Source organism: Pseudomonas sp. A34-9 (assembly GCF_029543085.1).
Lineage (GTDB): Bacteria > Pseudomonadota > Gammaproteobacteria > Pseudomonadales > Pseudomonadaceae > Aquipseudomonas.
In genome coordinates this window covers 4,944,741-4,970,629 of record NZ_CP119967.1, presented here as the reverse complement: position 1 = coordinate 4,970,629, position 25,889 = coordinate 4,944,741, and the positions used below count along the sequence as shown (strand labels likewise).

Here is a 25,889-nt window from a genome sequence, read left to right as displayed (position 1 = left end):
CTATGCAAATTGGGCCTTTGATATGGCCCGTAACGGTGGCCTATCCTACTGATGGCTCCGACCGACCACCACTCGGAATCTGTATTTTGCGAAAATGTTGTGGTTATTACTACATTTTCCCTTGAGTGATGCCTTGAAAAAAGGTATTTGTAGCTTAACTTGATAAAAGAACAAACATCATGCCTTCGATTACGGTTGAACCGTGCACCTTTGCCTTGTTCGGCGCGCTTGGCGATCTGGCCCTGCGCAAGCTGTTTCCTGCCCTTTATCACCTCGATGGCGCCGACCTGCTGCACGAGGACACGCGCATCATCGCGTTGGCCCGTGAAGAAGGTTCCCAGCAGCAGCACATGGCGTTCATCGCCGCCGAACTGCGCCGCTATGTAGGCAAAGAGCTGGACGAAGCCGTCGCCGAGCGTTTTCTCGCACGCCTGACCTACCTGCACGTCGACTTCCTCAAGGCTGAAGATTATGTGGCGCTGGCCGAACTGGCCGGCAGCGCGCAACGCATGATTGCTTACTTCGCCACACCGGCAGCGGTGTACGGCGCGATCTGCGAGAACCTGGCGAAAGTCGGTCTGGCGGAGAACACCCGTGTGGTGCTGGAAAAACCGATCGGTTCCGACCTTGAATCGTCGCGCAAGGTGAACGATGCCGTGGCGCAGTTCTTCCCGGAGAACCGCACCTACCGCATCGACCATTACCTGGGCAAAGAAACCGTCCAGAACCTGATCGCCCTGCGTTTCGCCAACAGTCTGTTCGAAACCCAGTGGAACCAGAATTACATCTCCCACGTGGAAATCACCGTGGCCGAGAAGGTGGGCATCGAAGGCCGTTGGGGCTACTTCGACAAGGCCGGCCAGCTGCGCGACATGATCCAGAATCACCTGTTGCAGTTGCTCTGCCTGATCGCCATGGACCCGCCGGCCGACCTGTCCGCCGACAGCATCCGTGACGAGAAGGTAAAAGTGCTCAAGGCGCTGGCGCCGATCAGCCCGGAAGGCCTGACCACGCAAGTGGTGCGCGGCCAGTACATCGCTGGCCACAGCGAAGGGAAATCCGTACCGGGTTACCTCGAAGAACCGAATTCCAACACCCAGAGCGACACCGAAACCTTCGTTGCCCTGCGTGCCGACATCCGCAACTGGCGCTGGGCCGGTGTGCCGTTCTACCTGCGTACCGGCAAACGCATGCCGCAAAAGTTGTCGCAGATCGTCATCCACTTCAAGGAACCGTCGCACTACATCTTCGCCCCTGAACAGCGCTTGCAGATCAGCAACAAACTGATCATTCGCCTGCAGCCGGACGAAGGCATTTCCTTGCGTGTGATGACCAAAGAGCAGGGCCTGGACAAAGGCATGCAACTGCGCAGCGGCCCGCTGCAACTGAATTTCTCCGACACCTGGCGTAGCGCGCGAATCCCCGATGCCTACGAGCGGTTGTTGCTGGAAGTGATGAACGGCAATCAGAACCTGTTTGTCCGTAAAGATGAAATCGAAGCCGCGTGGAAATGGTGTGACCAGCTGATCGCCGGATGGAAAAAATCCGGTGACGCGCCCAAGCCGTATGCGGCCGGGTCGTGGGGGCCGATGAGCTCCATTGCATTGATCACGCGGGACGGGAGGTCGTGGTATGGCGATATCTAATGTGCAACTGCCCACGGGCGTAAATGCCCACGAGTTCAAGAGTCCGGTGCTGTTGGCCGAAGGTCTGGCGCTGAATGTGGCCAAGCAACTGAGTGATGCCATCGCAGCACGCGGCAACGCGGTGCTGGTGGTGTCCGGCGGCCGTAGCCCGGTAGCGTTTTTCCAGCACCTGGCCAAGCAGGAACTGGATTGGTCGAAGGTCATCGTGACCCTCGCCGACGAGCGCTGGGTACCGGTTGAACACGCCGACAGCAACGCCGGCCTGCTCAAGCAATACCTGCTCAAAGGTCCGGCGGCGAAAGCGCAGTTCCTCAGCCTTTACAGCGCAGCGGCCAACGTTGAACAAGCGGCTGAACAGGCTGACCGCTTGCTTGCCGAATTGCCGCCGATTGACGTACTGGTGCTGGGCATGGGCGATGACGGCCACACCGCGTCGTTGTTCCCCGACAGCCCGAATCTCACCGAAGCGCTGCAAACCGATGGCACTCGCCGTTGCTGGCCGATGCTGGCACCGAGCGTGCCGCGTCAGCGCCTGACCATGAGCCGTGCGCTGCTCGCGTCGGCCAAGCACAAGATTCTGTCGATTTCCGGTCAGTCGAAACTGACCACCCTGAATGCCGCACTGGCATCCGACGACGTCGCGGCCATGCCGGTTCGCGCGTTTCTGCAACCTACGTTAGAGATTTACTGGTGCCCATGAGCCAAGGAACAGCCGCTATGACAACCCCATCCCCGACCGTTTCCATGGCGGACAAAGTTGCCCTGATCGACAGCCTCTGCGCCAAGGCGCGGATCCTGCCGGTGATCACCATCGCTCGCGAGCAGGACGTGCTGCCATTGGCCGACGCCCTGGCCGCCGGTGGTCTGACCGCGCTGGAAGTGACCCTGCGTTCGCAATTCGGCCTCAAGGCGATCCAGATCCTGCGCGAGCAGCGTCCGGAACTGATGACCGGTGCCGGCACCGTACTCGATCGCAACATGCTCGCGGCTGCCGAAGCCGCTGGCTCGCAATTCATCGTCACCCCGGGCATCACCCGTGACCTGCTCGAAGCCAGCGTCGACAGCCCGATTCCGCTGTTGCCGGGCATCAGCAACGCCTCCGGCATCATGGAAGGCTACGGTCTGGGTTATCGCCGCTTCAAGCTGTTCCCGGCTGAAGTCAGCGGTGGCGTGGCGGCAATCAAGGCCCTCGGCGGCCCGTTCGGCGAAGTGAAATTCTGCCCGACTGGCGGCGTCGGCCCGGCCAACATCAAGAGCTACATGGCATTGAAAAACGTCATGTGCGTGGGCGGTAGCTGGATGCTCGATCCGGAGTGGATCAAGAACGGCGACTGGGCCCGTATTCAGGAATGCACCGCCGAGGCCTTGGCGCTGCTGGACTGATTGTTACCAGACACTTCGTTGTGTGTTCTACGGCTTTACGGTGCGCTTGGTCGGTGCACCGTTTTTTTTTGCCTGAAAATGGCTGTGTAGACGCTATGCAGAAGCTGTCGAGTAAAAAAGAGGCGGCGATCTTTTGACCTTACTCTTGAGCGCCAACATCAAAAGATCACAGCCTTCGGCAGCACCTGCATCGTCACCGTTACGACGCGATACATAGTTACCGCACAGCCGCGTTTGCGTGGCGCTAATCTGCGTTCATCTTACGGAAGAGAGAACGCCTCATGGACGACCATCAATCTGTCGCTTTATCAATCAACGCTGTGCGCCCGCGGCAGTTGCCCGTGGTTGGCAGTTTCGATTGGCACAACAGCAAGGGCAAGGTGCGCAACATCAGTGCGGGCATCGAAGGCTTGCCTCTTCTATTGCGGCTGGCCTTGGTCGATGCCATGACCGGCGAGCCGGTCAGCGGCGCCGTGGTCCGCATCGAGCAGCACATCGGCACCGACACACTGTGCGGCAGTCAGTCGACCGACAGTAAAGGCATCGTTCGTTTCACCAGCCTTTACCCGGATCGGCAAACTGCCTTTTCGTGCATCGCTCTGAGCGTCGCCATCGCCAATGACGATCAACAGCCGCAGTTGTACCAAGAGGCCTGGGCAGGGCGCCTGCATTTGCCCGGTGTCTGCAATTGCACAGCCGTCGATAACGATGCCGTTCGGCTGGCGTTACGCCCGATCACGGACGATGGCCCGGAGGACGGTTTCTTCGGCAACCTGACGATCGGCGTCGACACCTTTGCACTGTCATCGCAGATCGGCGTGGCGGGCTACGACAAATACCTGATCACCGTGTTTTAGCGCATCTCGTTCAGCGCGCGCACCAGCAACTGCATATCGGCGGCGGTGGTGGTCAGCCCCGGCGTGATGCGGATGCTCGGTCCGCTGGCGGCGCCGTTACGCACCACGGTGAACAGGTTGTAATCGTTGAGCAGGCGCTCGGCCATCGCTTGTTGATCGCCGTGCCGGGTGAAGCGCAGCGATGTGATACCGCAATACAGTCGTGGGTCGTCGGGCGTCATCACCTCGATACCCGGCAAGTTCCGCACCGCGCTGACCCACAGGTTGCGCAGATAATTCAGGCGAGCGCCTTTGGCCGGTGCGCCGCCGAGGGAGCGGTGCTCTTCGAACACCAACGGCAAGGTCATCAGCGCCGGAATGTTAGCCGTGCTGTACGAGGTGCGCGCACGGATGTCATTCACCGGGTAATGCATTTCACCCATGTCCGGATCAATGTCGGCCAGGCGTTGCGGCGCGATATAGAGGAAGCCGAGGGTGAGCGGTGCACCGATCCATTTGTGCAGGTTGTACCCGGCGAAAGCGATGCCGAGGGCGTCAAGGTCGAACTCGATCTGGCCGAGTGCATGGGCGCCGTCGAGGATGACATCGACGCCATGCGCTTTGGCCTGCGCGGCGATGGCTTGCACGGGCATAACCAGACCGGTGCGATGAGTGACGTGCGTCAGGGCCATCAGCTTGATCTTCGGATGACCGACGAAGGCTTCGCGGTAAGTCTCCACCAGGCTGTCGTGGCTCGCCGGGTGCGCGTGGGCGATCTCGATCACTTCGGCACCGCGATGTTTGGCCAGCCAGCGCATGGCGCCTTTGACCGTGTCGTATTCCAGGTCACTGATCAGCACCTGATCGCCCGGCTCCAGCCGGTTGTAGTTGCGGATCAGCGATTGCAGGCCTTCAGTGGCGTTGCGGGTGAACGCCACGCTCTGGGCGCGTACGCCGATCAGCTCGGCCAGCTGTGCGCGGATATCGAGATTGTCGTGCTGTTCGAAACGCTGGCGCACGTACACCGAGTTACTGGTGTTGATCAGCTCGATATTGCGCTGGTACTCCTCGATCACCGTGCGCGACATGCGCCCGAAGTAACCGTTTTCCAGGTTGACGGGACCGGATTGAACGTCGTAACGGTCGGCGAACGTTTGCCAAAAGGCTTCGTCACGGGCACGGCGGGTGTTATCGGGCATGGTCGGCTGACTCTGAGAGAGGAGGGCACTTCAGTGGCGCGGGGCAGGTTTGCCGTGTTTGGCGCGCAGTGGTTCGAGCAAGTCCGACAGGCCGTTATGGTCGATCTCCTGCATCAGCGCGAGCAAGCCACCGAGTTCGCCGTGCGGGAAACCTTCGCGGGCAAACCAGTTCAAGTACGGCCCCGGCAGGTCGGCAATGATCCGGCCCTTGTACTTGCCGAAAGGCATTTCGCGGGTGATCAGCAGTTCGAGTTTTTCGGGATTCATCAGTGAGATCGTCTGTCTTCAAATCAACTGGGAAAATACAGGCATTCTGCATGCAGGCCAAATGACAGATCATGCAAATTACCGCGATACAGATAGTTCATTTAACTTTAACCTATTGATTAATAACGTTTTTATTCTTTGGAAAAAGCTGGCACGCACACTGCAATACTCCTTGCATCTTTAACCAACCGCAAGGAATTGGAAAATGACCGACGTAAACAAAGAAGCCATCTCTGTACTCAATGACCTGATTGAAACCAGCAAGGACGGTCAGGAAGGGTTCAAGACTTGCGCTGAAGACATCAAACATCCAGAACTGAAAACCCTGTTTGTGACGCGTTCCGCCGATTGCGCCACCGCTGCTGCTGAACTGCAAGCCGAAGTTCGCAAGCTGGGCGGCGATCCGGAAACTTCCACCAGCGTCAGCGGTGACCTGCACCGCCGCTGGGTCGACGTCAAAGCCATGTTCACCGGCAAAGACGAAGAGGCTGTGCTGAACGAAGCCGAGCGCGGTGAAGACCATGCACTGAAGGCCTACAAAGAAGCCCTCGAGAAAATCACCAAGCACAATCTGGTGGGTATTCGTGATCTGGTTGAACGCCAATACCACGGCGTACAGCGCAACCACGACCAGGTGAAAGCCCTGCGTAACCAGGCTCGCGCTCGTTCGTAAGCGTTCGTCGGGTAGAAAAAACGCCAGCTAGTCTGGCGTTTTTTTATGTCTGGGGGAAAGCCGAAGCAAGAGCCCCGCACCCTAACCCTCTCCCGGAGGGAGAGGGGACTGACCGAGGTGGATGTTGGAGATGCACCGACTTGAGCGATCTTAGGTGAACTCAGGTTTTGAAAAGCACGAAGATCGGCTCCCTTTCCCCCTCGCACCCCTTGGGGGAGAGGGCTGGGGTGAGGGGGAAACGCTCCCACTGACACCCAACAAAATCAATCAGCCAATGCTGATCGCCGGCAACGTCGGCAATGTCACGGTCTGCTGCTTGCGCGGCGCCAGAATCTCAGCCTCGCCATCCACCACCAGCTCATCACGCTGGTTGAACACGCGAGTGGCAATACGCACACGAAACTTCGGCAGCTTCTCGAGAATCTCCAGCCGCACGGTCAGCGTGTCACCGATCTTTACCGGCTTCTGAAAGCTCATCTGCTGGCCGATATAAATAGTCCCCGGCCCAGGCAGTTCGCAGGCAACAGCGGCACTGATCAGCGCGCCGCTGAACATGCCGTGAGCGATGCGCTCCTTGAACATGCTCGCGGCAGCAAACTCGGCGTCCAGGTGCACCGGGTTGTGGTCGCCCGACATCGCGGCAAACAGTTGAATGTCGCGTTCTTCGACAGTCTTGCTGTAGCTGGCGGTCTGGCCGACTTCGAGGGCTTCGTAAGGGATGTTGGTAACCTGGGTCATCGGTCTCGATTCCTGTGACGGATTCAGTGAATCCACAAAAAATTATTCGCTGCGTTGAGGGCGCGGATGGCTCAAGGCCTGGTCGATCCAGGCCAGCACATCCGCGATCACTTCGTCGCGGTTGGTTTCGTTGAACAATTCGTGCCGCGCCTGCGGGTAGATCTTCAGTTGCAGGTGCTGGCTGCCGGCCGTGCGCAAGGCATTGGCCAGATCTGTCAGACGCTTGCCTTCACTCACCGGATCACATTCGCCGCCGATTACCAGCAGCGGCAGGCCCGGGTCGATCTGGGCGAGATTGGACGCTTTGCTGATCTGCTGCAAGCCGCCGAGCAGATCGATCCACAGTTGATTGGTGCAGCGAAAGCCGCACAGCGGATCTGCTGCGTACTTGTCGACCTCCACCGGATCGCGGCTCAGCCAGTCGAATGGCGTGCGCGCCGGTTTGAATTTTTTGTTGAACGAGCCGAACGACAGCCATTCGATCAGCGCACTGCGCCCCTTGCCGCCCTGACGGAGTTTTTCCAGGCGGGCGATCTGCCGCGCGGCGCCGTATAGCGCAACGGGTTGAAAGTTTGAACCACTGAGAATCGCCCCGTGCAGACTGGCGCTGTGATGCAGCAAATAACCCTGGGCGATGTAGCTGCCCATGCTGTGCCCGAGCAGGATGATCGGCGCGCCGGGGTGCTGCTGGCCGATGTGCTGATTGAGGCTGGCCAGATCGCCGAGTACTTTGCACCAGCCGTCGTCATCGGCGAAGTGGCCGAGGCTACCGTGACTGGCGGTTTTGCCATGTCCGCGTAAATCCGGCGCGTACACGCCATATCCTTTGTCGCAAAACGTGTCGGCCAGTCGCGCATAGCGGCCACTGTGTTCCGCCATGCCATGGGCCAGCAGGATCACCGCTTTCAACGGCGCCGCCGGCAGCCATTGACTGACGAACAGGCGGCTGCGGTCACTCGCGTCCAGCCATAGGGTGTCGTGGATCATGGCGATTCCTTTGCTCAGAGTCGGATCATTGTATAGCGCGTCTGATCAGCCCACGCCACGGCAGGAAGATTCACACGATCAATGACGGCTTTGTCCATATTTGCCTCAATGGCCATAGCTGCTAGTGTCCGTGAAGCTCCGCTTTTTCAGAAATGACAGAAAGCGGCCCCGGATCGGCTCAGGTAAAGAGGACAAGAACAATGCAACCTGATTTCTGGAACGACAAGCGCCCGGCCGGCGTACCGCTGGACATCGACATGGCTGAGTTCAAGTCGGTGATCGAGGTGTTCGAACGTTCCTGCAAAAAATTCGCCGACCGCCCGGCATTCAGCAACATGGGCATCACCCTGACTTACGCCGAACTAGAGCACCACAGCGCTGCGTTCGCCGGTTACCTGCAAGCGCATACCGATCTGGTGCCGGGGGATCGCATTGCCGTCCAGATGCCCAATGTTCTGCATTACCCGATCGCCGTGTTCGGTGCGTTGCGCGCCGGGCTGATCGTGGTCAACACCAACCCGCTGTATACCGCGCGGGAGATGCGCCACCAGTTCAAGGATTCCGGCGCACGGGCGCTGGTGTACCTGAACATGTTCGGCCAGAAAGTCCAGGAAGTGCTGCCCGACACCGACATTCAATACCTCATCGAAGCGAAGATGGGCGACCTGATGCCCACCGCCAAAGGCTGGCTGGTCAACACCGTGGTCAGCAAAGTGAAGAAAATGGTCCCGGCCTATTCGCTGCCACAGGCGATCTCCTTCAAGAGTGCGCTGCGCATGGGTCGCGGCCTGGGGATCAAGCCGCTGAAGGTCAGCCTCGACGACATCGCGGTGTTGCAATACACCGGAGGCACCACCGGGCTGGCGAAAGGCGCGATGCTGACCCACGGCAATCTGGTGGCGAACATGCAGCAAGTGCGCGCCTGCCTGGCGCAACTCGGCCCGGACGGCCAGCCGCTGTTGCGCGAAGGTCAGGAAGTGATGATCGCGCCGCTGCCGCTCTACCACATCTATGCGTTCACCGCGAATTGCATGTGCATGATGGTCTCCGGCAACCACAACGTGCTGATCACCAACCCGCGCGACATTGCCGGTTTCATCAAAGAGCTGAAGAACTGGCGCTTCTCGGCGTTGCTGGGTTTGAACACCTTGTTCGTGGCGCTGATGGATCACGCGGATTTCAAGACCCTCGATTTCTCTAGCCTCAAGCTCACCAACTCTGGCGGCACCGCGCTGGTCAAAGCCACCGCCGAGCGCTGGGAGCAGATGACCGGTTGCCGCATCACCGAAGGCTACGGCCTGACCGAAACCTCTCCGGTGGCCTGCACCAACCCGTATGGCGATCAGTCGCGGCTGGGCACGGTCGGTTTGCCGGTGCCGGGCACACTGCTAAAAGTCATCAACGATGACGGTGTCGAGCAGCCGATGGGCGAGCGTGGCGAGTTGTGCATCAAGGGCCCGCAGATCATGAAGGGTTACTGGCACAAACCTGAAGCCACTGCCGAAGTGCTGGATGCCGAGGGTTGGTTCAAGTCCGGCGATATTGCGGTGATCGATCCGGACGGTTTTGTGCGAATCGTCGACCGCAAGAAGGACATGATCATCGTCTCCGGTTTCAATGTGTATCCGAATGAAATTGAAGACGTGGTGATGGCGCACCCGAAAGTCGCCAACTGTGCGGTGATCGGTGTGCCGGACGAGCGTTCGGGGGAGGCGGTGAAGCTGTTTGTGGTGGCGCGGGAAACCGGGGTCAGCCTCGAAGAACTCAAGGCCTACTGCAAGGAGAATTTCACCGCGTACAAAGTGCCGAAGCACATCGTGTTGCGTGAGTCATTGCCGATGACGCCTGTCGGGAAAATTCTGCGGCGTGAGTTGCGCGATATCGCCTGAAGATCAGAAGCGAAAAGATCGCAGCCCGCGGCAGCTCCTACAGGGAACGCATTCCAAGGTAGGAGCTGCCGAAGGCTGCGATCTTTTGCTTTGAGTCCCCGAAAACCGGGGCTTTCAAGGTGCTCTAGGATTTTTGCTCTAAAATGACTGCTAGGTGGTCTTGAGTCATGAATATGACTGTAGGGGCCGCTTTTGGCTCTAGTCGACCCTTGGCAAAGCTGCTACTCTCGGCGCGCTTTGTGACTTCTCGGCCTCTGTAAAAGCCAGATTCACCAATACCAAACACACACCAATAATAATCGCATCAAATGCGGTGAAGAATTCGCGTTGCTGAGGAGTGGGCTTCCATGATCGAAGACTTTTGGAAGGATAAATACCCGGCTGGAATTGCTGCCGACATCAATCCGGACGAGTATCCGAACATTCAGGCAGTGTTGAAGCAATCCTGCCAACGCTTCGCCAACAAACCGGCATTCAGCAACCTGGGCAAGACAATCACCTACGGTGAATTGTACGAATTGTCCGGTGCGTTTGCTGCGTATCTGCAACAGCATACCGATTTGCAGCCCGGTGATCGAATCGCCGTGCAACTGCCCAACGTTCTGCAGTACCCGGTGGCCGTCTTCGGTGCGATCCGCGCCGGGCTGATCGTGGTCAACACCAACCCGCTGTACACCGCGCGGGAAATGGAACACCAATTCAATGACTCCGGTGCCAAAGCCCTCGTTTGCCTGGCGAACATGGCGCATCTGGCTGAAGCCGTGGTGCCGAAAACCGGCGTCAAACACGTTATCGTCACCGAAGTTGCCGACCTGCTGCCGCCGATCAAGCGCCTGCTGATCAACAGCGTCATCAAGTACGTGAAAAAGATGGTGCCGGCCTATCATCTGCCCAAAGCCGTCAAGTTCAACGACGTGCTGAGCAAGGGCCAGGGCCAGCCGGTGGCCGAAGCCAATCCGGACAGCGGCGACGTTGCCGTGCTGCAGTACACCGGCGGCACCACGGGTGTGGCCAAAGGCGCGATGCTGACCCACCGCAACCTTGTCGCCAACATGCTGCAGTGCAAAGCGCTGATGGGCTCCAACCTCAATGAAGGTTGCGAGATCCTGATCACGCCGCTGCCGCTGTACCACATCTATGCGTTCACCTTTCATTGCATGGCGATGATGCTGATCGGCAACCACAACATCCTGATCAGCAACCCGCGCGACCTGCCGGCAATGGTCAAGGAACTGTCGAAGTGGAAGTTCAGCGGTTTCGTCGGTTTGAATACCTTGTTTGTGGCGCTGTGCAATAACGAAGGTTTCCGCAAGCTGGATTTCTCTGCGCTGAAAGTCACCTTGTCTGGCGGCATGGCCTTGCAACTGGCCGCTGCCGAGCGCTGGAAAGCGGTCACCGGTTGCGCCATCTGCGAAGGTTACGGCATGACTGAAACCAGCCCGGTGGCCACAGTCAACCCGATCCAGAACATCCAGATCGGCACCATCGGTATTCCGGTGCCATCGACCCTGTGCAAAGTCATCGACGATGCCGGTGTCGAGCAGCCGCTGGGGGAGATCGGCGAGCTGTGCGTCAAGGGCCCGCAAGTGATGAAAGGCTACTGGGAGCGTCAGGAAGCCACCGACGAAATGCTCGACAGCGAAGGCTGGTTGAAGACCGGTGACATCGCGCTGATCCAGCCGGACGGCTACATGCGCATTGTCGATCGCAAGAAAGACATGATTCTGGTCTCCGGTTTCAACGTCTATCCGAACGAGCTGGAAGACGTGTTGGCCACTCTGCCGGGCGTGTTGCAGTGCGCGGCCATCGGCGTGCCGGACGAGAAGTCGGGGGAGGCGATCAAGATCTTTATCGTCGCCAAACCGGGCGTCACGCTGACCAAGGAAACGGTGATGGAGCACATGCGCGCCAACGTCACTGGCTACAAGGTGCCGCGTTCGGTGGAATTCCGCGATGCGCTGCCGACCACCAACGTCGGCAAGATCCTGCGCCGCGAGTTGCGTGATGAAGAGCTGAAAAAGATCAAGGCCAAGTCCGCCGCCTAAAAACACGAAGCCCCGCAGATGCGGGGCTTTTTGTTGGTGCAGCAGGGTTTGAGATATCTGTTGTTCGGTTAAACCAGCCCCTCACCCCAGCCCTCTCCCAATGGGAGAGGGGGAAAGGGAGCAGATCTTCACGCAGTTCAGAACCTGAGTTCAACTCAGGAATCTCAGGTCGGCGTACCTTGCCCAAACACCTCGGTCAGTTCCCTCTCCCTCTGGGAGAGGGTTAGGGTGAGGGCAAGGGGCGCCGCCAATATTACTGACGGAACGGCGCAAAATTCACGTTGGTCCCCGCCGGACGCATGTCCTGCAGATAGGAATCCTTGTCCGCACTCAATTCCAGGCTCAACGCCGCCTTGCGCTTGCCTTCGTTGCGAATCACCAGTCCTTCAAGCTTTTCACGCAGGAACACCGTCGGCACTTTCAGGTGCAGCAGTTCGTCAGTGGCCGGCGTGTGCATCAGCAAGTGAATCCACTCGTACTGACCAACGGCCAGACGCGTCACCGGCAGGTCGAACCACCAGATGTTGCGGTTGCGATTCAGTTCGGCGAAGTGGCAGTTGTTGGTGCCGAGCACGGCGCCGCCCAGTTCCTGGTTACGACGGGCGATGGCCTGCTTTTTATCGAGTTTCATAACATTCCTGCGGGATCGGTTCCTGGCGCTTGGCGCCCATATGGTGGGCATTCTCGTGGGTTGGGCTGCAAACATAAAGCCCAACCTGCACGCAGCGACGAAATGAGCCGCTGAAAATAAATGAAACTTGGCGCAAACCCGACCAGTCAATCATTACGTACTGACTTTTCCCCCTAATTGCACCAAGGAGAAACACCATGAGTAGCACAGGCGATAAAGTAAAAGGCATGGCCAACGAAGCGGTCGGCAACGTCAAGCAAGGCGTCGGTAAAGCCACCGACAACACCAAGCTGCAGGCCGAAGGCAAGGTTCAAGAGAAAAAAGGCGAAGCCCAGCAAGCAGTCGGCAAAGCCAAAGACGCGATCAAGAAAGGCGTCGACAAGGCGTAATTCAGCCTTGAACGAAAGACACGAACGGCCATCCAAGGATGGCCGTTTTTGTATCGAAATTCTGCTGAGACCCGGCAAGGTTCGCCAAACAGGCTACCTTGATGTAAAAAACGGCCCCTGAGTCGCCACGACTTCAACCTGTATTGCGGCGAAAGGAGACGCGAATGATTTTCCCGGACATGAAAGGTCTGCCCCTGCACCGGGTGATGGTGCGCACGGTCACTGAATTCGTCGACGACGAGATGTCGACCTACGCCTCGGCACTGGCCTACCAGATGCTGTTCTCGCTGTTCCCGTTCATTCTGTTTCTGATCGCCCTGATCGGTTTCCTGCACCTGCCGGACTTTTTCTCCTGGCTGCGCCTGCAATCGGAACTGGTCCTGCCGCCACAGGCGCTGGAGCAGGTCAACCCGGTGATCGATCAGTTGCAGCAGTCCAAGGGTGGCTTGCTCTCGGTCGGTATTGTCATTGCCCTGTATACCGCATCCGCCGGTGTGCGCTTGATGATGAGTGCGATGAACGCGGCGTACGACGTGGTCGAAGGGCGACCGGTCTGGAAGCGTTTCCCATTGTCGATTTTCTACACCGTCGGCATTGCCGGCATGCTGCTGGTGGCTGCCGCATTGATGGTGCTCGGGCCGCAGGTGATGGGCTGGATCGCCGCGCAGGTCGGGCTGGAGGAGGTCATCGTCACCGTATGGACCATCGCGCGCTGGCCGGTGATCGTGATCCTGATGATGGTGGCCGTGGCACTGATTTACTACGTGATGCCGGACGTCAAACAGGAATTCCGCTTCATCACACCCGGCTCGGTATTGGCGGTGGTGGTGTGGATCATCGCTTCGTTGGGTTTCGCGTTCTACGTGAAAACCTTCGCCAACTACAACGCAATGTATGGCAGCATCGGGGCGATCATCGTGCTGTTGCTGTACTTCTACATTTCCGCCGCAGTGCTGTTGCTCGGCGCCGAGATGAACGCGGTGATCGAGCATATGTCCAGCGAAGGCAAAGACGAGGGCGAGAAAGTCCCCGGCGAACTCGATGAACATCCCAAACAACACGTCTCGGGCCTGGGCCGCGATCATTCGCTCAAGCCGGACACTGACGAAGTCTGATCATGATTCGTGAAATTCTGAAAATGGGCGACGAGCGCCTGCTGCGCATCGCCCCGCCCGTGCCGGCCGAAATGTTCGACAGCCCTGAGCTGTGGCAATTGATCGACGATATGTTCCAGACCATGGAAAGTGTCGGTGGTGTCGGCCTGGCTGCGCCGCAGATTGGTGTCGATCTGCAATTGGTGATCTTTGGTTTCGAACACAGCGAACGTTACCCGGACGCTGAAGCGGTGCCGCAGACGATCCTGATCAACCCGCTGATCACACCGTTGAGTCCGCTGACGGAAGAGGGCTTTGAAGGCTGTCTGTCGGTGCCGGGTTTACGCGGTGCGGTGGATCGTTATCAGCAGATTCGCTACGAAGGGTTTGATCCGAAGGGTGAACCGATTGTGCGCATCGCTGCGGGTTTCCACGCACGGGTTGTGCAGCACGAATGCGATCACCTGATCGGCCGGTTGTACCCGTCGCGCATCACCGACTTCAGCAAGTTCGGTTTTACCGAAGTGATGTTTCCGGATCTTGATCCAAGCGCCGACGATTGATCAAAATCAGGAGATCGCAGCCTTCGGCAGCTCCTACAGGGATCGATGTAGGAGCTGCCGAAGGCTGCGATCTTTTGATCTTTAAACAAGCCCCATCGCAATCATCGGCTTGCTCCGCGCATACCGGCTCAACCGCTCGGCCATCGCCTGGGGCAGTGCCGGGTCGAACGTGAACCCGCGCCGCTCATAAAACTCGCGCAAATCCGGATGGCAGAACAGCCACACCGGCTCACTCACATCCTGCACCGCCGCCGCGATCAGCTGCGCGGCAACGCCCTGTTCACGACACCCGGGATCAACAAACAGCCCGGTCAACCATTGCCCGCCGGACACTGGCCGCAAGCACAACGCGCCCACAATCTCGCCCCGCCGCGCGACCCACAATTGCGCATCGCGAACCGCTTTCATCGAGGACTGGTGGCTGCGGTAAAACTTGTTCATCAACGGCCATAACGACTCGTCGAGCAGGCTGTATTGGGTGTCGGGCATGGGATCGGACTGTCGGCGCTGAAAGCGGCGATTATAAAAGAACGCGCGCAACAGGATAGGTGTATACCTGAGCCTACATCCCTGTGAGTGGAGTACCCATCATGTCCAAAGGTATGGATTCAAAGAAAGCCGCGAAGAAGAAACCGGCCAAGACCGCGATTGAAAAGCGCGCAGAGAAGAAAGCCAAAAAGGTCGACATCTTCGGTCACTGATCAGGCCTCTCCGGAGCCCGGTTCTCGGGCTCCTGCCTTTACCTGGAAATAATCTGCAAGATTGCGCGTCGTCGTTGCACAGAAGGGGAAGAATCCCGTTCCGAGCAATGCCATGTCCCATTACTTCGACGCCGCCCATCGTCAGCAGATCGAAACCCTGCGCCAACGCTTTACCGCCCGCACGGAATGGCCGACCTGGCTGTTGCTGATCGGCGTCTACGGCGCCTGGTTTGCCATTGTTCTCAATAGTGATTGGCTGGGCCGTGCCTTGAGCACGCTGTTACTGATCCCGCTGCTGGTGTTGTGGCTGTCGGTGCAGCACGAGTTGCTGCACGGGCACCCGACGCGCTGGAACGTGCTCAACAAAATCCTCGGCTATGCGCCATTCGCAGTGTGGTATCCGTACACGCTGTATCGCGACAGCCATTTGCTGCATCACCGTGATGAGGATCTCACCGTGCCCGGCGTCGATCCGGAAAGCCGCTATCTGACCCGCGTTGGCTGGCAGGGCCGTTCCCTGTTCGAGCGCAGCTTGCATTGGTTGAACAAAACCGTGCTCGGCCGCTTCCTGATTGGCGCCCCGCTGGCGCTGATAGCGTTGGCCAAAGAAGAGTTGCTGCGGCTTAAAAACGGCGAGCGCCAGGCCTGGCTGATGTGGTTGACTCATGGTGCGTTTACATTATTGATGCTGTGGTTTGTCGCCCGTGTCAGCGTGCTGCCGGTCTGGCATTACCTGCTGCTGATCAGCGTGCCGGCGCTGTCGATCGCGATGATTCGCTCCTACTACGAACATCGCCCGCACGCGCAACCGGAACAACGCACGGTGCTCAATGAGGCCGGTTGGCCATGGCGCTGGTTGTTTCTCAATCTGAATTTCCATCTGGTGCATCACGACTTGCCGAAGCTTTCGTGGTACGACTTGCCGACGGTTTACCGGATGCATCGCGAGCAATGGATCGCGCGCAGTGGCGGGTTTCTGGTGCAAGGGTATGGCGAGTTCTGGCGGCGCAACGGCTTCAAGCCGATCGACAGTCCCGAGCATCCTTATCATTAACCCAAGAACACAAAAATACCCTGTAGGAGTGAGCCTGCTCGCGATAGCGGTGTGTCAGGCAGCGAAGATGTCATTGATACACCGCCATCGCGAGCAGGCTCACTCCTACATTGGATATGTGTAGCCCGGGGGGAAATGTATGACCCGACACCACACCGAACTCCTGATGTACGTCGCCCCCGAGCCGATCCGCGCCGCCAATGAGCGCTGGATTGCGCGCATTCTTGAGCAACTTGGCCACAGTCGCCTGAGTGCAGAAGGCCTGTCACTGCCCGAACTCTGGCTTTCCCCCGATCTACTGCTCACACAAACTTGCGGCTACCCGTTGATGACCGCCTTGCGCGGCCAGGTGCGGATCGTCGGCCGTCCACGCTACGAACTCCCCGATGCCAGCGCCGGCAACCATTGCAGCCTGATTCTCGGCCGCGCTGATGACTCACGCAAAACGCTGGCGGACTTTCACAACAGTCGTGGGGTGATCAACAGCGAAGACTCCAACAGTGGCATGAACCTGCTGCGTCAGCGTCTGGCGCCGTTGCAGCAAAACGGGCAGTTCTTCGCTTCGGTCGGCATCAGCGGCGGCCATCGCGAGAGCCTGCGTTGGTTGCGCGAAAACCTTGCTGATCTGGCCGCTATCGATAGCGTCACCTACGCCTACCTCGCCCGGCATGTACCTGAAGAAGTCTGCGCCTTGCGGGTGGTCGCGCGCAGCGCGTTCAGTCCGACCCTGCCGTTCATTACGGTCGCCAGTGCTTCGGATGAGCAGGTTGAGACATTGCGCCAGGTGATGAATCAGGCGTTGGGTGAACTCCCTGATGTGGTGCAGACCTTGGGATTGCCTGAGGTGCTTGCGGCCAGCGAGAGCGATTATCAGATCCTGCTCGATTATCAGCGTGAGGCTGAAGAAATCGGCTACAGCCGCTTGCGCTAAAAGATCGCAGCCTTCGGCAGCTCCTACATTGGGGGCAATGCATTCAACCTGTAGGAGCTGCCGAAGGCTGCGATCTTTTGATCTTAAATTCCAAAAAGAAATATAAGAATAAGATTTAAATATTATTAATGCATAAGGCGCCTTGCTACGATCGCGCCACCGGAACACCGGACATTCAGCGACCCCTCATCAAGGAGCCCCTATGTCCGGCGCCGAAATTTCCCATCGCAAAACCGTGGACGACTTGTTTCGCGCCCACTATCGCTGGCTCTGTGCTTATCTGCGCCGTCATCTGCATGACGCGGCCAGCAGCGAAGACATCGCCGCCGAAACCTTCGCTCAATTGCTCGAAGCCCCAGCGCTGAGAGCCATCCGCGAACCCCGCGCCTTGCTGACGACCATTGCCCAACGCCTGCTTTATCAGCGCTGGCGACGCGGTGATCTGGAGCGTCACCATCGCCAGCACATCGATGTCGATTACGCCATTTCGCCTGAAGACCTCGTAACGCTGTCGCAAACCCTCAACCGCATCGATCACAGCTTGCAGCGCTTGCCCGGCAAAGTCCGCGCGACGTTTCTGCTCGCCCGCATCGACGGCCTCACCTACCCGCAGATCGCCAGTGAACTGGGCATCTCCCAGCGTTCGGTCAGCGTGTACATGAGCCGTTCCCAAGCGCTGTGCGATCGCCACAGCGCCAACCAATTTCTGGAAAACAAGAGGTCTGCATGAGATCGATCAAAACCCTGCTCGGCACATCGTTGCTGGCTCTGAGCCTGAGCGTTGGCGCTGTTTCGGCTACGGAGAAAACCGCGCCGATCCACTTCGGCGACATCACCTGGGAGAGCGGCAGTTTCATCACCGAAGTGCTGCGCCTGATCGTTGAGAAAGGCTATGGCTACCCAACCGATACACTGCCGGGCAGCACGGTCAGCCTAGAGGCGGCGCTGGCGAAAAACGATATTCAGGTGATCGGCGAAGAGTGGGCCGGGCGCAGTCCGGCGTGGGTCAAGGCGGCCGCCGAAGGCAAGGTGTTTGGTTTGGGCGACACGGTCAAAGGCGCTACCGAAGGCTGGTGGGTGCCGGAGTATGTGATCAAGGGCGACCCTGAGCGCGGGATCAAAGCGTTGGCGCCGGAGTTGAAATCAGTGGCGGACCTGCCGCGCTACAAAGACGTGTTCCGCGACCCGGAAGACCCGTCGCGCGGGCGTTTCCTCAATAGTCCGACCGGCTGGACCTCGGAGATCGTCAACAGTCAGAAGCTCAAGGCTTATGCGCTAAATGACAGCTTCGTCAACTTCCGCACCGGTTCCGGCGCCGCGCTGGATGCCGAGGTGGCGTCGTCGATCAAACGCGGTAAACCGGTGTTGTTCTACTACTGGTCACCGACGCCGCTGCTTGGCCGATTCAAACTGGTCAAACTGGATGAGCCGCCGTTCGATGCCGAAGCCTGGAAGACCCTGGCCGATGCCAACAACCCGAACCCTAGGGGCACCCGCTCGATGCCGGCGAGCCTGGCCATTGGCGTATCAGCGCCGTTCAAGGCGCAGTATCCGGAGCTGGTGACGTTCTTTGAAAAGGTCGATCTGCCGATTGATCTGTTGAACCAGACATTGGCTGGCATGAGTGAAAAACGTTTGCAGCCGAGGTTGGTGGCAGAGGCGTTTTTGCGTGATCAGCCGCAGGTCTGGAAGCCTTGGGTGCCGGGGGAGGTGGCGGCCAAGGTGAGTGCAGGTTTGTAGATTTTTCCTGATGTTTTGGTAGTGCGACGACTATTGCTATCGCGAGCAGGCTCACTCCTGCATTTGATCGTGTGAACATCGCAGGTCAAATGCAGGAGTGAGCCTGCTCGCGATGGCCATCCCCCGATACAACGCCCCGCGCTGAACCGTTTCTTGTGCAAAAAGTGCCAGATACTGGCCGACTAGTGGCCTTGCGCAAGGCCTGCCGCTGGCTATGCTTCCCGTAACTAACTATGTCGACCGTCATGTCAAAACATGGATGAAACGCAGGGTTGGTCCGTGAATTCATGCTGCCAGAGTGCGCAACCCGAGGCACCGACACTGAACCAACAAGGAGCGTCACTTAAATGGAAGTTCTTCAACACGTTAGGGCTGGCCCGCGTGCGGGCTATCAAGAGAAGGATGTCTTGATTAGAGCGTCGCTGCATGGACTCTCCGATTGATCATCATTTATCACCTGACAACTTCCTCCCGTGGAGGAATGCGTGTGCCTGTTCTGTGGAACGTAGTGGTGGATCTTGAAAGAACTGAACTTTCATCAAATCAAAAGTCCGCGCGGAAGGTGATACAACCATGTTCAACCTACATCACAAGGCTGACCTGCAGGAAATCGAGCGCTTCAGCTGCGCCCTGACCGAGGCCAACGCCAAGTTGGCTGCGATCAGCCGTTCCATGGCAATGATCGAGTTCAGCCCTGACGGCATCGTTCTCGATGCCAACGATAACTTCTGCAAGACCATGGGCTACAGCGCCGATGAAGTGCGCGGCAAACATCATCGGGTGTTTTGTGAAGAGGCCTTTTACCGTAGCGAGGAATACGCGAAGTTGTGGCGCGACCTGGCTCGCGGTGAGCCGATCAGCGGCACGTTTCTGCGCCTGAACAAGGCCGGCAGGGAAGTCTGGCTCGAAGCCAGTTACATGCCGGTGTATGGGCCGGACAAGCAAGTCAGAAGTGTGATCAAAGTGGCTGCCGACATCACCGCTCGGGTGCATAAAGAACATGAAGAAGAAAGCATGTTGGCAGCGATCAGCCGTTCCATGGCGGTGATCGAATTCACCCCGGAAGGCAACGTCATTGCCGCCAACGACAACTTCCTCAAGACCATGCAGTACTCGCTCAACGAAATCGTCGGCCATCATCACAGCCTGTTCTGCCACCGTGCCGAAGCCGAGTCTGCGCAGTACAAGGCCTTCTGGGCCTCGCTCAATCGTGGCGAATATCACTCGCACCGTTTCGAGCGCAAGAACAAGTCGGGGCAAATGGTTTACCTCGAAGCGTCGTACAACCCGCTGTTCGACGCCAAGGGTCGCTTGTACAAAGTGGTCAAGTTCGCCAGTGATATCACCTATCAGATGACCACGTTGCAGAACGCCGCGGAGTCGGCCCACAGCACCTCGGTGCAAAACGACGCCTGTGCGCAAAAGGGCTCGCAGGTCGTGCAGCAAACCGTGCAGATCATTCAGGACATTTCCCGCGACCTCAACGAAGCCGCCGCCAGCATCGATGCGGTGAGCAAACAATCGGACATCATCGGCACCATCGTCCAGACCATTCGCGGGATTGCCGACCAGACCAACCTGCTGGCACTCAATGCTGCGATTGAAGCAGCGCGCGCCGGTGAACACGGGCGGGGGTTTGCAGTGGTGGCGGATGAAGTGCGCAGCCTCGCGGCGCGAACCAGTCAGGCGACTTTGGAGATTGTCGAGGTGGTGCGCAAGAACCACGACCTGTCGCTGAGCGCGGTGTCGAGCATGCAATCAAGCCTGAGCCGTACCGGACTTGGGGTGGAACTGGCGAATGAAGCGGGGGAGGTGATTCTGGAGATTCAGCAGGGCTCCCGGCATGTGGTGGATGCGATCAGCCAGTTCAATGAGACCCTGCAACTGAACTGACTCCACAGTGACCTGTAGGAGCTGTCGAGTGGAACGAGGCTGCGATCTTTTAGAAGCAAGATCAAAAGATCGCAGCCTTCGGCAGCTCCTACAGGGATACCGTGCGGAGGCCAGGAATTCAGGACTCTCAGAGCGCAGCGAGAAACTTGCCCGCCTGCTTGTCACTGTCCTTCACATCGTTGTCTTTCTCGGCCTGTGCCAATTTCATCTTGTCCTGCAAGCGCTCGGCGATTTCTTTGCCGATGGCCAGTTGTTTCTCCGGCGGCATGGCTTTGATGTCGTCTTCGGTCAGCCCCATCGACTGCAGGATACTGTCGCGCAGACGCTGTTCAGGCGTCTTGCTCATGTAATCCTTGAATTCGTCGGTGGCGGATTTTGCCGAGGCCGTGGTGGCGTCGGTCGATTGCAGGCCCACGCGGGTCTTGGCAAACGCCTCATCGACGTTGTCGCTGATGCGCGTGGCTTCACTGACTTGCTGGGTGGCGATCTGCGTGGCCGAGTCCTGCACTTTGGCGGTGGCTTCGGCGGTTTGCGCCTGGGTCTGGTTTTGCAGGGTTTGCAGCATGGCGCCGTGCAGACCACCCTGCAGACCGGCGGCGGCCGTGGTGGTGGCATCGTCATTCAGCGCTTTGGGCAGGTGAATGATTGGCTGTTGTTTGGCACTGACCAACATGATGATTGGACCTGTAGGTAATTGCTGACTGCTGAATCGGAGCAATTACCGTGCCTGTCAGCTGATCGCTGTTATTTCAAGGCGTTAGACAGCCATAAAGGTTTTCCAGCGGTCATCCCTTGCCGATAAGCGGCAGAGGATGACCGTTGCGCCCGTCAGCGATGGGCAATGTTCTCCAGGGCCAGATTGCGTGTGCGCGGGCCGAACCAGCCGATGGTCAACATCACGATCAGCATGCTGCTGACGATAAACGCCAACACCCCGGGCGTGCCGAAGTGGTCGAGAAACAGGCCGATCAACAGACTGCTGAACACCGTCGACAAACGACTGAACGAATAGCAGAAGCCGACGGCGCGGGCGCGGATGTTGGTCGGGAACAGTTCGCTCTGGTACGAGTGATAACTGAAGCTCAGCCAGGCGTTGCAGAAGGTGATCATCACCCCGCAGAAGATCAGGCCGAATGCGCTGGTCTGCAGAGCGAACAAGGTGCCGAAGGTCATGGCGCCGAGGGCCGAACCGACGATCTGCCATTTGTTCTCGAAACGGTTGGCGAACTTGACGAACAGCAACGGCCCGAGCGGGTAGGCGAGGGTGATGATGAAGGCGTACATCAAACTGTGGGTGACGCTGACGCCCTGACCGGACAGCAGCGCTGGCAACCAGTTGCCAAAACCGAAGAAACCGATGGCCTGGAAGATGTGGAAAACGATCAGCATCAACGCGCGGCGGCGGTAGGGCGGCTGCCAGATGTCGGCGAAACGGCCCTTGCCTTCGACGTCGACCGGAACGGCTTCGGGGGCGTCCAGCGGTTGGCCGTGATCTTTCTCGCATCGTGCTTCGATGCCATCGAGAATCCGGTTGGCCTCATCAAAGCGACCATGCTGAGCCAGCCAGCGCGGCGATTCCGGCAGACGCTTGCGCAGCCACCAGATAAACAGCGCAAACACCGCACTGGCCAATACCACCCAGCGCCAGCCACTGATGCCGAACGGCGCCTGCGGCACTAGCCACCACGACATCAACGCCACCGCCGGTACCGACAGGAACTGCACGAAAAACGCGAAGGCAAACGCCGAGCTGCGCATGCGTTTGGGCACCAGTTCCGAGAGGTAGGCGTCGATGGTTACCAGCTCGATGCCCAGACCGATACCCACCAGAAAGCGCATGCAGATGATCCCCAACGCCGAACTCTGAATGCCCATCAGCACCGTCGCCACCGTGTACCAGACCAGCGCGAAGGTGAAGATCGCGCGACGACCAAAGCGATCAGCCAACGGGCTGAGCAGGCTGGCACCGAGGAACAGACCGAGGAACGTCGCCGAGGCAAACGCCGCCTGATCGGAGAAGCCGAACACGCCTTGATTGCCGGTGGCGAAGATGCCGTCGCGGATCAGGCCGGGGCTGATGTAGGCGGTCTGGAACAGGTCGTAGAGTTCGAAAAAACCACCGATCGACAGCAGCGCCACCAGCCGCCAAATCGTCGCGACGGCGGGGAGACGGTCGATGCGGGCGGAAATCTCGGCGGCGCGTACCGGGTCGATACCGTCGCTTTGCGCGGCGGCGGGGGTGTGAGCAGTCATGGGCGGGTCCATTTTTTATTGATGGAAAAGCTTAGCCTGCTATCGGAGTCTATGGATTGTGAAGATCAGCGGATTACTCGGGTAAACCGCTGATTTCTTGCAATATCTGTTTACGAATTAACGATTTATGCCGCTGCCGCCGAATCCGGTAGCGCCGAGGCTGGCAAACCGAAGATCCGGTCGAACAACCAGTTGAACGCGAATGTGTAGCACGGGATGAAAATGATCAGCGCCAGATCCAGCAGAAATGCCTGCACCAGACTGATGTTCATCCACCAGGCGATCAACGGAATCAGGAACACGATCAGCGTCAGTTGAAAGCCGACGGCGTGGGCGATACGTCGTTTAACTGTGCGAGTGCGCGAAATTTGCCGACTCTCCCAGTGCTCGAACAGCGAGGTGTAAATGAAGTTCCAGGTCACCGCGATGGTGGTGATGATCACCGCGAGCGGCCCGGTGCTACCCGGGGAGGTGCCGGACAACAACGCCAGGCCGAGGGCGGAGAAAGTCATGCCGATCACTTCATAGAGCGACACATAGACCAGTTTGCGTTTGACGCCTTGCATGCAGATTTGCCTCTTGCTTGAGATTCGATGGCCAAGGGGGCTGGCGGAGGCGGCGAAAGATAGCTTCAATACGGCTGACAGAAAAAGTAAGTAGCTTTCAGTTTTTTTGACAGGTAGATCGATTGAATTTCAACAGCGACAGCATCGAACTGTTTCTCGCCGTGATCGAACGCGGCTCGTTTTCGGCGGCGGCGCGGGCGTTGGGCAAGGTCCCTTCGGCAGTGAGCATGGCCATCGGCAACCTTGAGGCGGAACTGGGTTATGCGTTGTTCGACCGCAGCCATCGCGAACCGCAACCAACGGCAATGGCGTTGTCGCTGGTTCCGCATGCGCGATTGATCGCCGAGCAGCTCAAGCAATTGCAAGTGCACGCGGTGGAGTTGTCGCTGGGGCTGGAAAGCAAGTTATCGATTGGTGTGGTCGCGGACATCGACCGAGGTCGTTTGCTGGCGGCGATCAAGGTGATCGCCGAGCGTCATCCGCTGCTGGATATCGAAGTGCTGACCGCGCCGCAAGATGACGTGCTGGCGATGCTGCACAGCGGCCGCGTCAGCCTGTGTCTGGCGTTCGCCGGGTTGAGCGTGAATGTGCTGGAGCGCTTTCAGTTTGTCGGCAACGAACGGATGATCGCCACGCTGGCGGCGGACAGTCCGTTGTTGCAGGGGCAGGATGTGTTTCTCGAGGACCTGGTGCATGTGCGGCAGATCATCGTCGCCAGTCGCGATTTGCCGATCAGTGAAACGCGGCCGTTGGTGGCGGAGTCGTATTGGCGCACCGACAGTCTTGAGACGGCGATGGAAATGGTTGAGGCGGGATTGGGTTGGGGCAATTTTCCGCTGTCGGTGGTGCAGGCACGTTTGGACAACGGAAGGCTGAAACGCCTGAATTTTCGCAACATCGAAAACGGTCTGGTGATGCCGGTGCATGCGGTGTGGCTCAAGAGCCAGCCCTTACAAAAGGGCGCGCTGGCCTTGGTCGACCTGCTCGGTCACTAGAAACAGTGGAGATCCAATGTGGGAGCGAGCTTGCTCGCGAAAGCGGTGTGCCAGACGACACAGGTTTATCTGAACCACCGCTTTCGCGAGCAAGCTCGCTCCCACAGGGATTGTGTTTCAACTCAGCATTTGTGAGCACCCCATAAAACTGTAGGAGCTGCCGAAGGCTGCGATCTTTTGATCTTGTTTTTAAGAGCAAAATCAAAAGATCGTCCGATCGCGGCCAGAGCCTTCGGCAGCTCCTACAGGGGATCGCGACACCGTTAAGTGCTTTCACGGATCTTCAGTTCAAAGCCCATGTCTTCAACCGGGCGCGCCACGCTGTTGCCGGCCATCAACGTCAGCATCTGCTCTGCCGCCCGCCGGCCAATCGCCTCACGCGGGGTGTTGATGCTGCTCAGGCGCGGCACCATGTGCTCGGACATCGGCAAGTCGTTGAAGCCGAGAATCGCCACTTGTTCGGGAATCTTGATGCCGTTGCGCAATGCTTCCAGCAACGCACCCTGCGCCAGGTCGTCGTTACCAAAGAAGATCGCATCAACATCCGGATGCGCCGCCAGCAATTGCAGGAACAACTCGCCGCCCAGCCCCACCGACGAAGCACGTGGCGTCAGCACTTCCAGATCCGGGTCATAACGCCCGGCCTTTTGCAACGCTTTGCGAAAACCCTCACCGCGCAGCAACGTACGCTGATCGAGTTGCGCGCCAATGTAAGCCAGACGTTGGCGCCCACGAGAGAGCAAATGCTCAGCCGCCGTCTCGCCAGCACTGAGCTGTGAGAACCCAACGCAATTCACTCCGGCAGCACTGTCCAGTTCCATCATGTACACGCAGGGAATATTGCTGGCCTCGATCATCCGCCGCGAACTTTCGGTGCGGTCAAACCCGGTCAACAAGAAACCGCGCGGCTGATAGGCCATGTAGTTGCGCAGCAGGTTTTCTTCTTCATCGCGCGAGTAGTGGAAGTTGCCGATCAACACTTCGAAGCCTTTGGGCGTCAACACCCGATGGATGGCTTCCAGCGTATCGATGAACAGGAGGTTGGATAACGAGGGCACCAAAACCACCACCGAATGGCTCTGCGCCGAGGCCAGGGCGCGGGCGGCAGGGTTGACCACATAGTTGAGTTCACTGGCGGCTTTCTGCACTTTTTCCACCAGTTCGGTGGCGACGGTGCTGACCCCACGCAAGGCGCGAGAAGCGGTAATCGGGCTGACACCGGCCAGGCGGGCAACTTCATTGAGGGTGGGACGGCCGGTGGTGCGGGTATTTTTATCGTTTTTAGGGGTGGTCATCGACGGCTTGCCAAACAAAAATCAAGGCACTAAGGTAGCGCTGTCCTGATGCAGCTGTAAATGCGTAAGCGAGGTCCTGCCTGATCTTCGCTTTTTGGCGTTGGGCGCAAACCTGCTGCAA

General features: G+C 58.5%; 26 protein-coding genes. 16 read left to right on the top strand and 10 right to left on the bottom strand.

What is annotated here, in order from left to right; all coding sequences use genetic code 11:
* Positions 1-179 precede the first annotated feature (179 nt).
* From zwf to P3G59_RS22195, 4 genes are all read left to right on the top strand, one after another.
* Positions 180-1,646, top strand: coding sequence for a glucose-6-phosphate dehydrogenase (zwf, locus tag P3G59_RS22210; RefSeq protein ID WP_277758976.1), 1,467 nt, complete (start codon positions 180-182; stop codon positions 1,644-1,646).
* Positions 1,633-2,346, top strand: coding sequence for a 6-phosphogluconolactonase (gene pgl / locus P3G59_RS22205; protein WP_277758975.1), 714 nt, complete (start codon positions 1,633-1,635; stop codon positions 2,344-2,346). The genes zwf and pgl overlap by 14 nt, the downstream gene beginning before the upstream one ends.
* Positions 2,347-2,363: 17 nt before the next feature.
* Entirely contained in the window at positions 2,364-3,029 is a 666-nt protein-coding gene (locus P3G59_RS22200) for a bifunctional 4-hydroxy-2-oxoglutarate aldolase/2-dehydro-3-deoxy-phosphogluconate aldolase (protein WP_016773539.1), read from the top strand.
* A 281-nt stretch (positions 3,030-3,310) separates the two neighbouring features.
* Entirely contained in the window at positions 3,311-3,886 is a 576-nt protein-coding gene (locus tag P3G59_RS22195) for a hypothetical protein (RefSeq protein ID WP_277758974.1), read from the top strand.
* Here the strand turns inward: P3G59_RS22195 and P3G59_RS22190 are convergent.
* Positions 3,883-5,064 (bottom strand): aminotransferase class V-fold PLP-dependent enzyme, encoded by a 1,182-nt coding sequence (locus P3G59_RS22190; RefSeq protein ID WP_277758973.1) that lies wholly within the window; start codon positions 5,062-5,064, stop codon positions 3,883-3,885. The genes P3G59_RS22195 and P3G59_RS22190 overlap by 4 nt on opposite strands.
* Before the next feature lie 30 nt (positions 5,065-5,094).
* On the bottom strand, positions 5,095-5,331 hold the full coding sequence (locus P3G59_RS22185) for a DUF3820 family protein (protein ID WP_003227425.1): 237 nt from the start codon (positions 5,329-5,331) through the stop codon (positions 5,095-5,097).
* 205 nt (positions 5,332-5,536) lie between these two features.
* On the opposite strand from P3G59_RS22185, the gene P3G59_RS22180 reads away from it, so the two are divergent.
* Positions 5,537-6,004, top strand: coding sequence for a PA2169 family four-helix-bundle protein (locus P3G59_RS22180; protein ID WP_277758972.1), 468 nt, complete (start codon positions 5,537-5,539; stop codon positions 6,002-6,004).
* A 267-nt stretch (positions 6,005-6,271) separates the two neighbouring features.
* Here the strand turns inward: P3G59_RS22180 and P3G59_RS22175 are convergent, their stop codons facing one another.
* Both P3G59_RS22175 and P3G59_RS22170 read right to left on the bottom strand, forming a co-directional pair.
* The gene (locus P3G59_RS22175) at positions 6,272-6,742 is read right to left on the bottom strand and encodes a MaoC family dehydratase (protein ID WP_003227420.1); all 471 of its coding nucleotides are present in this window, start codon (positions 6,740-6,742) and stop codon (positions 6,272-6,274) included.
* Positions 6,743-6,784: 42 nt separating this feature from the next.
* Positions 6,785-7,729: an alpha/beta hydrolase gene (locus P3G59_RS22170; RefSeq protein ID WP_277758971.1), complete on the bottom strand. Its 945-nt coding sequence runs from the start codon at positions 7,727-7,729 to the stop codon at positions 6,785-6,787.
* 200 nt (positions 7,730-7,929) lie between these two features.
* On the opposite strand from P3G59_RS22170, the gene fadD2 reads away from it, so the two are divergent.
* Positions 7,930-9,618 carry a long-chain-fatty-acid--CoA ligase FadD2 gene (gene fadD2 / locus P3G59_RS22165; protein WP_277758970.1) on the top strand — a complete coding sequence of 563 codons (1,689 nt, stop codon included), beginning with the start codon at positions 7,930-7,932 and terminating at the stop codon, positions 9,616-9,618.
* A gap of 347 nt (positions 9,619-9,965) precedes the next feature.
* Positions 9,966-11,663 carry a long-chain-fatty-acid--CoA ligase FadD1 gene (gene fadD1, locus P3G59_RS22160; protein WP_277758969.1) on the top strand — a complete coding sequence of 566 codons (1,698 nt, stop codon included), beginning with the start codon at positions 9,966-9,968 and terminating at the stop codon, positions 11,661-11,663.
* Between the two features lie 253 nt (positions 11,664-11,916).
* Here the strand turns inward: fadD1 and P3G59_RS22155 are convergent, their stop codons facing one another.
* Positions 11,917-12,294, bottom strand: coding sequence for a hypothetical protein (locus tag P3G59_RS22155; protein ID WP_007969330.1), 378 nt, complete (start codon positions 12,292-12,294; stop codon positions 11,917-11,919).
* Between the two features lie 197 nt (positions 12,295-12,491).
* Between P3G59_RS22155 and P3G59_RS22150 the strand changes: the two genes are divergently transcribed.
* The 3 genes from P3G59_RS22150 to def all read left to right on the top strand — a co-directional run bounded on the left by P3G59_RS22150 (position 12,492) and on the right by def (position 14,340).
* Positions 12,492-12,683 (top strand): CsbD family protein, encoded by a 192-nt coding sequence (locus P3G59_RS22150; RefSeq protein WP_003227408.1) that lies wholly within the window; start codon positions 12,492-12,494, stop codon positions 12,681-12,683.
* Positions 12,684-12,847: 164 nt separating this feature from the next.
* Complete coding sequence (locus tag P3G59_RS22145) at positions 12,848-13,798, top strand: YihY/virulence factor BrkB family protein (RefSeq protein WP_103304004.1); 951 nt, start codon at positions 12,848-12,850, stop codon at positions 13,796-13,798.
* A 2-nt stretch (positions 13,799-13,800) separates the two neighbouring features.
* On the top strand, positions 13,801-14,340 hold the full coding sequence (gene def, locus P3G59_RS22140; protein WP_277758968.1) for a peptide deformylase: 540 nt from the start codon (positions 13,801-13,803) through the stop codon (positions 14,338-14,340).
* 81 nt (positions 14,341-14,421) lie between these two features.
* On the opposite strand, the gene P3G59_RS22135 is transcribed toward def, so the two are convergent.
* Positions 14,422-14,829 (bottom strand): GNAT family N-acetyltransferase, encoded by a 408-nt coding sequence (locus P3G59_RS22135; protein WP_277758967.1) that lies wholly within the window; start codon positions 14,827-14,829, stop codon positions 14,422-14,424.
* Positions 14,830-15,153: 324 nt separating this feature from the next.
* Between P3G59_RS22135 and P3G59_RS22130 the strand changes: the two genes are divergently transcribed.
* The 5 genes from P3G59_RS22130 (at position 15,154) to P3G59_RS22110 (ending at position 20,659) form a co-directional block, all read left to right on the top strand.
* Positions 15,154-16,095, top strand: a complete 942-nt coding sequence (locus P3G59_RS22130; RefSeq protein ID WP_277758966.1) for a fatty acid desaturase — start codon at positions 15,154-15,156, stop codon at positions 16,093-16,095.
* Positions 16,096-16,234: 139 nt separating this feature from the next.
* Positions 16,235-17,026, top strand: coding sequence for a PhnD/SsuA/transferrin family substrate-binding protein (locus P3G59_RS22125; RefSeq protein WP_277758965.1), 792 nt, complete (start codon positions 16,235-16,237; stop codon positions 17,024-17,026).
* A 202-nt stretch (positions 17,027-17,228) separates the two neighbouring features.
* Positions 17,229-17,756: a sigma-70 family RNA polymerase sigma factor gene (locus P3G59_RS22120; protein WP_277758964.1), complete on the top strand. Its 528-nt coding sequence runs from the start codon at positions 17,229-17,231 to the stop codon at positions 17,754-17,756.
* Complete coding sequence (locus P3G59_RS22115; RefSeq protein WP_277758963.1) at positions 17,753-18,766, top strand: ABC transporter substrate-binding protein; 1,014 nt, start codon at positions 17,753-17,755, stop codon at positions 18,764-18,766. The genes P3G59_RS22120 and P3G59_RS22115 overlap by 4 nt, the downstream gene beginning before the upstream one ends.
* A gap of 573 nt (positions 18,767-19,339) precedes the next feature.
* A complete protein-coding gene (locus tag P3G59_RS22110; protein ID WP_277758962.1) occupies positions 19,340-20,659 on the top strand; it encodes a PAS domain-containing methyl-accepting chemotaxis protein in 1,320 nt (439 codons plus the stop codon).
* A gap of 127 nt (positions 20,660-20,786) precedes the next feature.
* Here P3G59_RS22110 and P3G59_RS22105 read toward each other — a convergent pair whose 3' ends face one another.
* From P3G59_RS22105 to P3G59_RS22095, 3 genes are all read right to left on the bottom strand, one after another.
* Entirely contained in the window at positions 20,787-21,332 is a 546-nt protein-coding gene (locus tag P3G59_RS22105; RefSeq protein ID WP_277758961.1) for a hypothetical protein, read from the bottom strand.
* Positions 21,333-21,487: 155 nt separating this feature from the next.
* Entirely contained in the window at positions 21,488-22,912 is a 1,425-nt protein-coding gene (locus P3G59_RS22100; RefSeq protein ID WP_277758960.1) for an MFS transporter, read from the bottom strand.
* A 125-nt stretch (positions 22,913-23,037) separates the two neighbouring features.
* On the bottom strand, positions 23,038-23,478 hold the full coding sequence (locus tag P3G59_RS22095) for a PACE efflux transporter (protein ID WP_038362598.1): 441 nt from the start codon (positions 23,476-23,478) through the stop codon (positions 23,038-23,040).
* A 122-nt stretch (positions 23,479-23,600) separates the two neighbouring features.
* Between P3G59_RS22095 and P3G59_RS22090 the strand changes: the two genes are divergently transcribed.
* Entirely contained in the window at positions 23,601-24,473 is an 873-nt protein-coding gene (locus P3G59_RS22090) for a LysR family transcriptional regulator (protein ID WP_277758959.1), read from the top strand.
* A gap of 263 nt (positions 24,474-24,736) precedes the next feature.
* Here P3G59_RS22090 and P3G59_RS22085 read toward each other — a convergent pair whose 3' ends face one another.
* The gene (locus P3G59_RS22085) at positions 24,737-25,768 is read right to left on the bottom strand and encodes a LacI family DNA-binding transcriptional regulator (RefSeq protein WP_277758958.1); all 1,032 of its coding nucleotides are present in this window, start codon (positions 25,766-25,768) and stop codon (positions 24,737-24,739) included.
* Between the last annotated feature and the right edge of the window lie 121 nt (positions 25,769-25,889).